The organism is Streptomyces sp. DG1A-41, assembly GCF_037055355.1.
Taxonomy (GTDB): Bacteria; Actinomycetota; Actinomycetes; order Streptomycetales; family Streptomycetaceae; genus Streptomyces.
On record NZ_CP146350.1, the window covers coordinates 5,291,433 to 5,304,039 of the forward strand.

Genomic DNA, 12,607 nt, shown 5'->3' on the forward strand with positions numbered 1-12,607 from the left:
ATCCTCTGACGCAGTCTCTGAAGGAGCGAGCGACGATGCCCGAGCTGAGGTCCCGCACAGTCACCCACGGCCGCAACATGGCGGGCGCCCGCGCCCTTATGCGCGCCTCCGGTGTACCGGGTGCGGACATCGGCCGCAAGCCGATCATCGCGGTCGCCAACAGCTTCACGGAGTTCGTGCCGGGCCACACCCACCTCCAGCCGGTCGGCCGGATCGTCAGCGAGGCGATCGTCAAGGCCGGCGGCATCCCGCGCGAGTTCAACACGATCGCCGTCGACGACGGCATCGCGATGGGCCACGGCGGCATGCTCTACAGCCTCCCCTCCCGCGACCTGATCGCGGACAGCGTGGAGTACATGGTCGAGGCCCACTGCGCCGACGCCCTGATCTGCATCTCCAACTGCGACAAGATCACCCCGGGCATGCTCAACGCGGCCCTGCGCCTGAACATCCCGACGGTGTTCGTCTCCGGCGGCCCGATGGAGTCCGGCCGGGCCACCCTGGTCGACGGGACGGTCCGCACACTCGACCTGGTCGACGCGATCTCCGACGCCGTCAACGACAAGATCTCGGACGAGGACATCCTCCGTATCGAGGAGAACGCCTGCCCGACCTGCGGCTCGTGTTCCGGCATGTTCACCGCCAACTCGATGAACTGCCTCACCGAGGCCATCGGCCTCTCCCTCCCCGGCAACGGCTCGGTCCTGGCCACGCACACCGCGCGCAAGCGGCTCTACGTCGACGCGGCCAACACGGTCATGGACATCACCCGCCGCTACTACGAGCAGGACGACGAGACGGTCCTGCCGCGCAACATCGCGACCTTCGCGGCCTTCGAGAACGCGATGGCCCTCGACATCGCCATGGGCGGCTCGACCAATACGATCCTGCACCTGCTGGCCGCGGCCCAGGAGGCCGGCGTCCCCTTCGGCCTGGAGGAGATCGACGCGGTCTCCCGCCGGGTCCCCTGCCTGGCCAAGGTGGCGCCGAACGTCGCCAAGGACCGCACCTACTACATGGAGGACGTGCACCGCGCCGGCGGCATCCCCGCCCTCCTCGGCGAGCTGCACCGCGGCGGCCTGCTCAACGAGGACGTGCACGCGGTCCACAGCCCGTCCCTGGCCGACTGGCTGAAGACCTGGGACGTGCGCGGCGGCTCCCCGTCCCCCGAGGCGATCGAGATGTGGCACGCGGCCCCCGGCTGCGTCCGCTCCGCCGAGGCCTTCTCCCAGTCCGAGCGCTGGGAGGCCCTCGACGCGGACGCCGAGGGCGGCTGCATCCGCTCCGTCGAGCACGCGTACTCCAGGGACGGCGGCCTCGCGGTCCTCAAGGGCAACCTCGCGGTCGACGGCTGTGTGGTGAAGACGGCCGGCGTCGACGAGTCGATCTGGACCTTCGAGGGTCCGGCGGTCGTCTGCGAGTCGCAGGAGGAGGCCGTCGAGAAGATCCTGCTGAAGCAGATCAAGGAGGGCGACGTCGTCGTCATCCGCTACGAGGGCCCCAAGGGCGGCCCCGGCATGCAGGAGATGCTCTACCCGACCTCGTACCTGAAGGGCCGCGGCCTCGGCAAGACCTGCGCCCTGATCACCGACGGCCGCTTCTCCGGCGGCACCTCCGGCCTCTCCATCGGGCACGCCTCGCCCGAGGCGGCCGGCGGCGGCACCATCGCCCTCGTCGAGGACGGCGACCGCATCCGCATCGACATCCCGAACCGCTCCATCGAGCTCCTCGTCGACGACGCCGAGCTGGCCCGCCGCAAGCAGGCGCTGAACGGCGTGTACGCCCCGAAGAACCGCGACCGCAAGGTCTCGGCCGCGCTGCGGGCCTACGCGGCGATGGCGACCAGCGCGGACAAGGGCGCCGTGCGGGACGTGACCATGCTGGGCTGAGCGTCCTCCATGCGTGAAGGGCCGCCCCCGGCAGACCGGGGGCGGCCCTTCCGCGTACGCCGGGCCCGCACTACCAGCCGGACGGATCGCGCCCGTCCACGGCGAAGACGGTCCCGTCCGGCGCACCGGCGTAGACGCGGTCGCCCACCAGCACGGGGTCGGGAAGCGCGGCCGGAACCCGGTCCGACCGGTCGCCCAGCCGCACCGGCGTCTGCCCGACGAGCTTCCCGCGCCGCGCGTCGACGGCGAGCAGCCGCCCGTCCGGCGCGGTCACGTACACGTACCGGTCGTCGGCGACCGGCGTCGACCCCCGGACGACACCCGTCTCCAGACTCCACCGCTGCTTTCGCGCCTCCAGATCGACGGCGACCAGCGCTCCACCCGTCGCCATGAGGTGAACGACGTCCCCGCGCACACTCCCCGCCACCTGCTGCAACGGAGTACGCAACGGCACCCGCACGCTCGCCCGGCTCTCCGGGTCGTAGCGGACCACGGCCCGCGCCTCCCCGCGCACGGCGTCGACCGCCACGAACACGACCGCCCCGTCCACGGTCCCGAGAGGCTGCAACGCTCCCTCCAGCCGCGCGTCCCACATCACGTTTCCCGTACCCGGGTCCACCGCCGTGACCTTCGTGCCCGACCCGTCACCGGACACGCTCGCCGCGTACGCCAGCGGATCACCGGGGAACGAGACGAAGTACGGCACGTCCTGCCCCGGAATCCGATGACTCCACTTCACGTCGCCCGAGGCGCTCTCCACTCCGGTGACCGTGCCGTCGGCCGAGGTGAGCAGCAGCATGCCGCCGACGGCCCGGAGCCCCCCGTACCCGGGCAGCTCCTGCCGCCGCTCCACGTCACCCGAGCCGGGATCGAGCATCGTCACCCGCGGCCCCTGGCCCAGCCCGGCCGGCACCAGCCCGCCCGACACGACCGGAGCCCCACTCGGCGGCCCGCTCGCGGCGGCCCCCTCCAGAGGGTGCCGCCACAGCAGCCGCCCGTCGACAGGATCGAGAGCGAAGACCAGCCCGGTCTGCGCACACAGCAGCTTCCCCGCCGCGTACGAACACTGGGGCACGCTCTTCCCGGACAGCGGCGGCGCCTCCCACGCGGCGAACGCGGCCGACGTGGTCCGTGGAGCGGCGACCTCGGCCGCCGGCCCGCCACCCCCGAGCAGGGGAACCGACACCAGCGCACCGACGACGGCCAGTCCGAGAGCCCCGGCACCGAGAGCCGCCCGCCTGCCGAGCCGCACCTTGGACCGGCGGCGCCTCTCGGAGCCGGACGAGGGGAGCCCAGCGTCCCCGCCGACCTGCTCCGCAGCCGCAGCCGCAGCCGCAGCCGCAGGCGGAGCCTCTCCCTCTTCCTCCGCCGGATCCCCGTCCACCCGCTGGGCAGGTATGAACGCCTGTGTGTCGTACGAGGCCGCCACCGACCGCAGCTCCCGCATCAACTCGTCAGGGGAGGGCCGGTCCTCGGGCTCCTTGGCGAGACACCGCAGCACGAGCGGTGCCAGCTCTTCCGGTACGCCGGCCAGCTCGGGTTCGTCGTGCACGACCTGATAGGCGACGACGTACGGACTGTCGGAGTCGAACGGCCCCCGCCCGGTGGCCGCGTGCACCATCACGGACCCGAGGGCGAACACGTCGGCGGCGGGCCCCACTTCCCTGGGCCGCCGGAACTGCTCGGGCGCCATGAAGGGCGGCGTACCGATCAGCTTCCCGGTCTCGGTCCGCAACTCGCTGTCCTTTGGCCGGGAAATGCCGAAGTCGATGACCTTCGGCCCGTCCTCGGCGAGCAGCACATTGCTCGGCTTCAGGTCCCGGTGCACGACCCCGACCCGGTGGATGTCCCGCAGGGCCTCCGCGAGCCCGGCCATCAGCCGACGCAACTGCGCCGGGGCCAGTGGCCCGTTCCGCTTCACCTCCTGCGCCAGCGTCGGACCCGGAATGAACAGCGTGGCCATCCAGGGCCGTCCGGCCTCGGGATCGGCATCCACGACGGGCGCGGTGAAGGCGCCGCTGACCCGCCGGGCCGCCCCGACCTCCTGCCGGAAACGGCCCCTGAACTCGGGGTCCTTGGCGAATTCCGCGTGTACGACCTTCACGGCGAGCTTCATCCCGGAGGTGCTCCGGGCCAGATGCACGACCCCCATGCCGCCCGAGCCCAGACAGGACTCCAGCCGGTAGTGCCCGGCGTACTCAGGAAGTTCCGCTTCCGGGCCCGATCCGACGTTTCGCTGTGGCGCCATGGGACCACCCCCGTGCTGTTCGTCCGCGCGCGCGACGCACGGAGCCTAGTCGATGACTCGTACGAGACAGAGGTGGCTTGCTAGCCTCCGCTGGCGAGTCACGCACAGGTGTTTGATGGCGCGATTCAGGGGAATCAACGGGATCCCATGGCAGCCATGGGGTTCAACGGGGGAGGTTTTCATGTCAGTCGAGCCTGTCGAAGAGGCCGAACGCGGCGCACACGAGGCCGGCATGCCGCTGGTCACCACGCTGGCCGCGGCGGCCACGTACTTCTCGATCGCACCGGGCGTCCGCCTCAACGTCCGCAGCGGTCCCGGCACCGGCTACCCGATCGTCAAGGTCCTGCCCGAGGGCTCCCGAGTCGCGATCCACTGCCAGACACCCGGCACCAGCGTGACGGGCCCGTACGGCACGACGAACATCTGGGACAACATCGCGAGCGGCCAGTACGTCTCGGACGCCTACGTGAACACGGGCAGCGACGGCTACATCCGCCCACGCTGCGGCTGACCTGCGGTAGCTGGGCCGGGGGTTCTTGTCGTTCCCGGCGTCGTCCGGTTGCTCGGCGGTGGTGCTGGGCCCGGGCGTTGCGCAGCTCGGCGCGACGAGGTGCCGCTGGGACGGGTGCCGCCCCAGCGGCACGACTGCCCGCAGCGGCGCCTCCGGCGGCTGAACGGATCACCACGCGCCCGCACCCGCGACCGCAGCGGCGGCCCGCGATAGCCGAGGCGGGAGCACCGCGCGCCCGCACCCGTACGGCGAGAAGGGGACGTGTCGGGGGGTGTCCGCCCGCAGCGGTTGGCGCGTCAACGGGGAGCCGGCCGGTGTCCGACCCCGTCGCGCCGTTCGGAGGACGGACACCCCCCGGCACGTCCCCGACCCACACCCCGCGCGTAGGCGAAGGTACGGCACCCCTCACCGCACCCGCGCAGGCCGCCGCAGGCACACACCCGCCCGCCCCGAGCCATAATCGACCGGTGAGCGCAGAGAACGACGGCCCCCTCGCCCCCCGCCCCGAGCCCCTCCGTTTCTTCGGCACGACCTGGCTGAACCACGACAACGGCTACACAGCCCGCCGCATCGGCGTCGCCATCGGTTCACTCGCCGCCGCAGTCGTCTCCTGCCTCGTCCTCCGCCTCGCCTACCAGGGCCTCCGGATCGCCGCGATCGGCAGCTTCGTGACCCTGCTCATGGTCGTGATGTTCGCGATCTGTAGCGCGTTGGCCTTCCGCCACACCTGGGACGGCTTCACCCGCCGCCCCGACCCCGACCGCCAGGCGTCCCTCCGCTCCCTCCTGACCATCGGTTTCGTCGGCTCCCTCCTCGCGTACTTCTTCCGCTCCCTCACCGAGGCCCCCGGCGAAAGGCTCCGCCGCGAGGAGTACGAGGCAGCTCGCAAGCACCACGAGAAGCGCACGACCCGCCGCTCGGGCAACCCGTCGAAGATGCGCCGCCGCGCATAACCCGCCGGCCTCTCACCGAAAACTCACCACCCCTCACCCCCACCCCCGGCCACCATGGCCGTATGACCCCACACCCCTCCGCCCACCACCCCACCGGAGCCGAAACCACCCCCGAACCCCCCACACCCACGCCGCCCACACCCACGCCACCCACCCGCACCGCCCGAGCCCACTCCTTCAACACCGCCGCAGCCCAGTACGCGGCCAACCGCCCCTCCTACCCCCCAGCCCTCTTCGACGCGCTAGAAGCCCTGGCAGGCCACCCCCTCCCCGGCTCCCGCGTCGCAGACATCGGCGCCGGCACCGGCATCGCGACCGCCCTGCTCCACGCCCGCGGCGCGAACGTCATCGCCGTAGAACCCGGCGACGGCATGGCGGCCCAGTTCCGCCGCACCCTCCCGGACATCCCGATCGTCCGCGGCACCGGCGACGACCTCCCCCTCGCCGACGCCTCCGTCGACCTCGTCACCTACGCCCAGGCCTGGCACTGGACCGACCCCGCCCGATCCGTGCCGGAGGCCCTCCGCGTCCTGCGTCCCGGCGGTGCCCTCGCCCTCTGGTGGAACACCGACGCCCTCGACGTGCCGTGGATCGCCGAGGCCGCCGCCCGCACAGAGCGCCACTTCGACATCGACATCTCGGCCGAGAAGCGGAACGTCGACGCCCGCGCCGCCGACCCCACCGGCCGCCTCGACTTCACTCGCCGCACGGTCCGCTGGAGCCGCCGCATCCCCGTCGACACCCACCTCGCCAACATCGGCAGCCACTCGGTCTTCCTGGTGAACGGTGAGGAACACACCGCGGCCTTCCTGGCCGAGGAGCGCGAGCACCTCCTCAGGGCATTCCCGGACGGCATCGTCGAGGAGGTCTACGACGTACTCCTCCTCCTGGCGAAGGCCCCCGCTTGACGCACCCCGCTCCCAGGAGCATTATTCATCGCATGATGAATAATGCTCCTGGGCCACCACGCCCCGACACCACCCCGGAACCCACAGCCGCCCACACCGAGAACCCAACGGCCATCCACGCCGAGAACCTCACCGTCACCCGAGGCCCCCGCACCGTCCTGCGCAACCTCGGCTTCACGGTGCCCCGCGGCCAGATCACCGGCCTGCTGGGCCCCTCCGGCTGCGGCAAGTCCACCCTCATGCGCGCCATCGTCGGCACCCAGGCCAAGGTCACCGGCACCCTCGACGTCCTCGGCCACCCCGCCGGCCACCCCACCCTCCGCACCCGCATCGGCTACGTCACCCAGGCCCCGTCCGTCTACGACGACCTGACGGTCCGCCAGAACCTCGACTACTTCGCCGCGATACTCGACCCCGGCAGGTCCGCCGCCGCACGCCGCGACGACAACGTCACCCGCGCGATAGCCGACGTCGACCTCACCCCCCACGCCGACGCCCTGGCCGGCAACCTCTCCGGCGGCCAGCGCAGCCGCGTCTCCCTGGCCGTAGCCCTCCTCGGCACCCCCGAACTCCTGGTCCTCGACGAACCGACCGTCGGCCTCGACCCGGTCCTGCGCCGCGACCTGTGGACCCTCTTCCACGACATCGCGGCTAGCCGCGGCGCGACACTCCTTGTCTCCTCCCACGTCATGGACGAGGCCGAGCGCTGCCACCGCCTCCTCCTCATGCGCGAGGGCGAGCTCCTCGCCGACGACACCCCCGACGCCCTGCGCACCCGCACCGGCGCGGACACGGTCGAGGAGGCCTTCCTGCACCTGGTGGACGAGGCAAAGGCGGCAGCCCGCACCGAGGAGACGACGCGATGACCACCACGACCACCGCCACGATCACCCCCACCCCACCGAGGGCCCTGAACGCCTCCCGCACCACCGCCACCGCAACCCGCGTCCTGCGCCAGCTCGCCCACGACCCCCGCACCATCGCGCTGCTGATCCTCATCCCCTGCGTGATGCTGCTCCTGCTGCGCTACGTCTTCGACGGCAGCCCGCGCACCTTCGACAGCATCGGCGCGTCCCTGCTCGGGATCTTCCCGCTGATCACGATGTTCCTGGTGACCTCCATCGCCACCCTGCGCGAACGCACCTCGGGCACCCTCGAACGCCTCCTCGCCATGCCCCTCGGCAAAGGCGACCTCATCGCCGGCTACGCCCTGGCCTTCGGCACCCTCGCGATCATCCAGTCCGCCCTGGCCACGGGCCTCGCGGTCTGGTTCCTCGGCCTCGACGTGAACGGCAGCCCCTGGCTCCTGCTCCTGGTGGCCCTCCTCGACGCCCTCCTCGGCACGGCCCTCGGTCTCTTCGTCTCGGCCTTCGCGGCCTCGGAATTCCAGGCCGTCCAGTTCATGCCGGCGGTGATCTTCCCCCAGCTCCTCCTCTGCGGCCTGTTCACGCCCCGCGACAACATGCACCCGGTCCTGGAGGCCATCTCCGACGTCCTCCCCATGTCCTACGCGGTGGACGGCATGAACGAGGTCCTCCGCCACACGGACATGACCGCCACGTTCGTCCGCGACACCCTGGTAGTGGCCGGCTGCGCCCTGCTGGTCCTGGCCCTGGGCGCGGCGACACTACGACGCAGGACGGCATAAGCCGACAGCACCGCCCGGGGCAACCCCCACCGGCACCTCCCCCGACATCCCGCCCAGCGGACACCCAAGCCGCCGGCACCTCTCCGGTGCGAGGATGTACCCCGGACGACGCACCCCCGGAGGCACCCCGCGCCATGACCCAGAAAGTCGCAGTCCTCGGCACCGGCAAGATCGGCGAAGCCCTGCTCAGCGGAATGATCCGAGCCGGCTGGACCCCGGCCGACCTCCTGGTCACCACCCGCCGCCAGGAACGAGCCGAAGAACTCCGCACCCGCTACGGCGTCACCCCGGTCACCAACCCGGAAGCCGCGAAGATCGCCGACACCCTGATCCTCACGGTCAAACCGCAGGACATGGGCACCCTCCTCGACGAACTCGCCCCGCACGTCCCCGCCGACCGCCTGGTCATCAGCGGAGCCGCCGGCATCCCCACCGCGTACTTCGAGGAACGCCTCGCCCCCGGCACCCCGGTCGTCCGCGTCATGACGAACACCCCCGCCCTGGTCGACGAGGCGATGTCCGTCATCTCCGCCGGCACCCACGCCACCGCCGACCACCTCGCCCACACCGAGGAGATCTTCGGCGCCGTCGGCAAGACGCTCCGTGTCCCCGAGTCCCAGCAGGACGCCTGCACGGCCCTCTCCGGCTCCGGCCCGGCCTACTTCTTCTACCTGGTCGAAGCCATGACCGACGCCGGCATCCTCCTCGGCCTGCCCCGCGACAAGGCCCACGACCTGATCGTCCAGTCCGCGATCGGCGCCGCGACGATGCTCCGCGACAGCGGTGAACACCCCGTCAAGCTCCGCGAGAACGTCACGTCCCCCGCCGGCACGACGATCAACGCCATCCGCGAACTCGAGAACCACGGCGTACGAGCCGCCCTCATCGCCGCCCTCGAAGCCGCCCGCGACCGCAGCCGCGCCCTGGCCACCGGCAACAACAGCTGAGCCCTGCGGGGGCCGAGGGCGACCCGCCCCCGACCCCCGCACCACTCACGCCCTCAGCACGGCCCCACCCGCGTCCGCAGCCTCCGGCACGGCAGGCAGCAACCCGATCGCGCGATAAGCGGCATCCACGGTCGGCCGAGCCATCCCGCGGGCCCGCTCCGCACCGTCCCGCAGCACGCGCTCCACATAACCGGGATCCGCACACAACTCCTTGTGCCGCGCCTGCACGGGCCTGAGCACCTCGACCACAGCCTCCGCGGTGTCCTTCTTCAAGTCCCCGTACGACGCGTACGTACCGCTCAGCTCCTCCGGACTCCCACCCGAGCACGCCGCGAGAATCTCCAGCAGATTGGCGAGCCCCGGCCGGGCCTCCCGGTCGTACACGACCTCCCGCCCACTGTCGGTGACGGCCCGCACGACCTTCTTCCGCACCACGTCCGGCTCGTCCAGCAGATAGACGATCCCCGGCCCGACGTCATCGCTCTTGCCCATCTTCGACGTCGGATCCTGCAAGTTCATCACCCGAGCCGCCACCCCCGGGCGCGTGGCCCGAGGCACCACGAACGTATGCCCGTACCGCTGGTTGAACCGCACCGCCAGATCCCGCGTGAGCTCCACATGCTGCACCTGGTCGTCCCCGACCGGCACCTCGTCAGCCCCGTACGCCAGGATGTCCGCCGCCATCAGCACGGGATACGTCAGCAGCGACAGCCGCACACTCCCACCCCGCCGCTGCTCCCGCGCGGCCTTCTCCTTGTACTGGATCATCCGCCGCATCTCACCGTCGGTGGCCACGCACTCCAGCACGTAGGACAGCCGGGCGTGCTCGTCCACATGACTCTGCACGAACAGCGTGCAGAGCTCCGGATCAAGCCCGGACGCCAGCAACAAGGTCGCCGCCTGCCGGCTCAGCCTGCGTACCCGCGCTGGATCGTGGTCCACGGTCAGCGCGTGCAGATCGACGACGCAGAACAAGGCGTCGGCCTCGTACTGGTCGACGGCAGCCCACCGCCGCATGGCTCCCAGGTAGTTCCCCAGCGTCAGATGCCCCGTCGGCTTGACCCCGCTGAAGACCCGTGTCATCTCTCCTCCACCTCCTGGCCGGGACCGCCGCCCCGGCGGCCGCCCCTGGAGGGAGAAACAAGAACGGCCGCCGAAACGGCGGCCGTTGAGTGCATACGTGCGAACGGCCGCCGTCAGGCGGCCCACCACAGCTGGAGGCACGTACGCGTCGTCATGCACCCCACAGTACGCCCCGGGAGTGCCGTCCGCCCTTGAGTTGACACGCCCGGACCCCATCCGTAGTGTTCTCCGAGTTGTCCGACGTGAGCGCCGACTCCGGTCGGTCCCCGGACAGCCACTCCGCAGGTACCAACCACTACTCGACGCAGTAGTTCTGTCGTCGTTTCATTGGCATGTGTATTTACGGGATGAGGAATCCCCCGTTCGAAAGGACGCGGCCCCCGATTGGCTCGGGAGCCGAGGAATCCGCTAAAGTCTCACTCGTCGGAACGGCCCAACAGCCGAGAAGGCAAACCCTGCTGACAGGGAATCAGGCCCGAGAGGATCTGATAGAGTCAGAGTCGCCGGAAAGGGAAACGCGGAAGCGGGAACCTGGAAAGCACCGAGGAAATCGGATCGAAAAGGATCTGATAGAGTCGGAAACGCAAGACCGAAGGGAAGCGCCCGGAGGAAAGCCCGAGAGGGTGAGTACAAAGGAAGCGACCGTTCCTTGAGAACTCAACAGCGTGCCAAAAGTCAACGCCAGATATGTTGATACCCCGTCTCCAGCATCTGCTGGGGCGAGGTTCCTTTGAAAAAACACAGCGAGGACGCTGTGAACGGTCGGATTATTCCTCCGACTGTTCCGCTCTCGTGGTGTCGACCGGATTACCGGTACACATTCACGGAGAGTTTGATCCTGGCTCAGGACGAACGCTGGCGGCGTGCTTAACACATGCAAGTCGAACGATGAACCACTTCGGTGGGGATTAGTGGCGAACGGGTGAGTAACACGTGGGCAATCTGCCCTGCACTCTGGGACAAGCCCTGGAAACGGGGTCTAATACCGGATATGAGTCTCCATCGCATGGTGGGGGCTGTAAAGCTCCGGCGGTGCAGGATGAGCCCGCGGCCTATCAGCTTGTTGGTGAGGTAACGGCTCACCAAGGCGACGACGGGTAGCCGGCCTGAGAGGGCGACCGGCCACACTGGGACTGAGACACGGCCCAGACTCCTACGGGAGGCAGCAGTGGGGAATATTGCACAATGGGCGAAAGCCTGATGCAGCGACGCCGCGTGAGGGATGACGGCCTTCGGGTTGTAAACCTCTTTCAGCAGGGAAGAAGCGAAAGTGACGGTACCTGCAGAAGAAGCGCCGGCTGAACTACGTGCCAGCAGCCGCGGTAATACGTAGGGCGCGAGCGTTGTCCGGAATTATTGGGCGTAAAGAGCTCGTAGGCGGCTTGTCACGTCGGTTGTGAAAGCCCGGGGCTTAACCCCGGGTCTGCAGTCGATACGGGCAGGCTAGAGTTCGGTAGGGGAGATCGGAATTCCTGGTGTAGCGGTGAAATGCGCAGATATCAGGAGGAACACCGGTGGCGAAGGCGGATCTCTGGGCCGATACTGACGCTGAGGAGCGAAAGCGTGGGGAGCGAACAGGATTAGATACCCTGGTAGTCCACGCCGTAAACGGTGGGCACTAGGTGTGGGCAACATTCCACGTTGTCCGTGCCGCAGCTAACGCATTAAGTGCCCCGCCTGGGGAGTACGGCCGCAAGGCTAAAACTCAAAGGAATTGACGGGGGCCCGCACAAGCGGCGGAGCATGTGGCTTAATTCGACGCAACGCGAAGAACCTTACCAAGGCTTGACATACACCGGAAAACCCTGGAGACAGGGTCCCCCTTGTGGTCGGTGTACAGGTGGTGCATGGCTGTCGTCAGCTCGTGTCGTGAGATGTTGGGTTAAGTCCCGCAACGAGCGCAACCCTTGTCCCGTGTTGCCAGCAGGCCCTTGTGGTGCTGGGGACTCACGGGAGACCGCCGGGGTCAACTCGGAGGAAGGTGGGGACGACGTCAAGTCATCATGCCCCTTATGTCTTGGGCTGCACACGTGCTACAATGGCCGGTACAATGAGCTGCGATACCGCGAGGTGGAGCGAATCTCAAAAAGCCGGTCTCAGTTCGGATTGGGGTCTGCAACTCGACCCCATGAAGTCGGAGTCGCTAGTAATCGCAGATCAGCATTGCTGCGGTGAATACGTTCCCGGGCCTTGTACACACCGCCCGTCACGTCACGAAAGTCGGTAACACCCGAAGCCGGTGGCCCAACCCCCTTGTGGGGAGGGAGCTGTCGAAGGTGGGACTGGCGATTGGGACGAAGTCGTAACAAGGTAGCCGTACCGGAAGGTGCGGCTGGATCACCTCCTTTCTAAGGAGCACTTCTCACCGATCCCTTCGGGGTGAGGTCAGAGGCCAGTACATCAGCGAGTGTCTGATGCTG

General features: G+C 69.3%; 9 protein-coding genes and 1 rRNA gene. 8 read left to right on the plus strand and 2 right to left on the minus strand.

What is annotated here, in order from left to right; genetic code table 11:
- The first annotated feature begins 35 nt into the window (after positions 1–35).
- Entirely contained in the window at positions 36–1,889 is a 1,854-nt protein-coding gene (gene ilvD, locus V8690_RS24775; protein WP_338782164.1) for a dihydroxy-acid dehydratase, read from the plus strand.
- Between the two features lie 70 nt (positions 1,890–1,959).
- Here ilvD and V8690_RS24780 read toward each other — a convergent pair whose 3' ends face one another.
- Positions 1,960–4,137, minus strand: a complete 2,178-nt coding sequence (locus tag V8690_RS24780; RefSeq protein ID WP_338782166.1) for a serine/threonine-protein kinase — start codon at positions 4,135–4,137, stop codon at positions 1,960–1,962.
- A 181-nt stretch (positions 4,138–4,318) separates the two neighbouring features.
- On the opposite strand from V8690_RS24780, the gene V8690_RS24785 reads away from it, so the two are divergent.
- The 6 genes from V8690_RS24785 to proC all read left to right on the plus strand — a co-directional run bounded on the left by V8690_RS24785 (position 4,319) and on the right by proC (position 9,104).
- Positions 4,319–4,648: an SH3 domain-containing protein gene (locus tag V8690_RS24785; protein ID WP_338782169.1), complete on the plus strand. Its 330-nt coding sequence runs from the start codon at positions 4,319–4,321 to the stop codon at positions 4,646–4,648.
- Between the two features lie 467 nt (positions 4,649–5,115).
- A complete protein-coding gene (locus V8690_RS24790; RefSeq protein ID WP_338782171.1) occupies positions 5,116–5,601 on the plus strand; it encodes an EamA/RhaT family transporter in 486 nt (161 codons plus the stop codon).
- Between the two features lie 62 nt (positions 5,602–5,663).
- Complete coding sequence (locus V8690_RS24795; RefSeq protein ID WP_338782173.1) at positions 5,664–6,509, plus strand: class I SAM-dependent methyltransferase; 846 nt, start codon at positions 5,664–5,666, stop codon at positions 6,507–6,509.
- A 32-nt stretch (positions 6,510–6,541) separates the two neighbouring features.
- Positions 6,542–7,375 carry an ABC transporter ATP-binding protein gene (locus V8690_RS24800; protein ID WP_338782175.1) on the plus strand — a complete coding sequence of 278 codons (834 nt, stop codon included), beginning with the start codon at positions 6,542–6,544 and terminating at the stop codon, positions 7,373–7,375.
- Positions 7,372–8,157 carry an ABC transporter permease gene (locus V8690_RS24805; protein ID WP_338782177.1) on the plus strand — a complete coding sequence of 262 codons (786 nt, stop codon included), beginning with the start codon at positions 7,372–7,374 and terminating at the stop codon, positions 8,155–8,157. The genes V8690_RS24800 and V8690_RS24805 overlap by 4 nt, the downstream gene beginning before the upstream one ends.
- Positions 8,158–8,291: 134 nt before the next feature.
- Positions 8,292–9,104, plus strand: coding sequence for a pyrroline-5-carboxylate reductase (gene proC / locus V8690_RS24810; RefSeq protein WP_338782179.1), 813 nt, complete (start codon positions 8,292–8,294; stop codon positions 9,102–9,104).
- Between the two features lie 45 nt (positions 9,105–9,149).
- On the opposite strand, the gene trpS is transcribed toward proC, so the two are convergent.
- Positions 9,150–10,187, minus strand: coding sequence for a tryptophan--tRNA ligase (gene trpS / locus V8690_RS24815; protein ID WP_338782181.1), 1,038 nt, complete (start codon positions 10,185–10,187; stop codon positions 9,150–9,152).
- Between the two features lie 820 nt (positions 10,188–11,007).
- Between trpS and V8690_RS24820 the strand changes: the two genes are divergently transcribed.
- Positions 11,008–12,535, plus strand: a 16S ribosomal RNA gene (locus V8690_RS24820).
- Positions 12,536–12,607 lie beyond the last annotated feature (72 nt).